This window comes from Paracoccus salipaludis (assembly GCF_002287065.1).
In the GTDB taxonomy this organism is placed as follows: domain Bacteria; phylum Pseudomonadota; class Alphaproteobacteria; order Rhodobacterales; family Rhodobacteraceae; genus Paracoccus; species Paracoccus salipaludis.
Window position 1 is genome coordinate 1 of record NZ_NSJZ01000119.1, and the last position, 573, is coordinate 573.

The 573-nt window shown below is 58.3% G+C and carries 1 pseudogene; it reads left to right on the forward strand.

Annotated features, from left to right (window positions below):
- Positions 1-322: 322 nt before the first annotated feature.
- Positions 323-573, forward strand: a pseudogene (locus CK240_RS17820) (replication initiation protein); the annotation flags it as partial.

Sequence of the window (573 nt, forward strand, 5' to 3'; positions counted from 1 at the left end):
GTACTCTTCGACCCGAGGCTGCGTCTGGGTGAAGGGCGAGGGTGCCGAGTGTTTCTCAGCCCTTTCCGGCATCCCGAGCGGGCGCTTCGATCCCCCTCGGAGGTGCTGTCTGAGCAGTTATCCACAGGGCAAGAGAGTGGTGCCGCCATTCTTGTTCTAAAGTTCTTATAGTTCAGGCGGAAATACATAAGAGTTATCAAGACATTGCGCATTTATAAGTGACATATTGGGCCGCTGCGGTGACGTATTGGGCCGATGGAGTGACATATTGGGCCGATATTGCGCATTGACAGGTGACAATTTTACACTTCCAAAGTCACCTATGGGAAAGACGCTGCAAGTGGCCGCTGATCGGGCCTATGACCAATCCAAGACCGTGCTGCCCGCCGAGGTGGCGCGCGGGGTCTACATGCGGAACGCGCCAAGTCTGCGCGCCCTCAAGCTCATGCATCTGATGATCTCCACGGCGGGCGGGCGCATGGCCCAGGACGTGCGCCACGAGATGCGCCTCTCCGACATTCGGCGCATCGAGGGCATGGCCCACCACGACCGCGAAAGCCTCAAGCCGTTGTT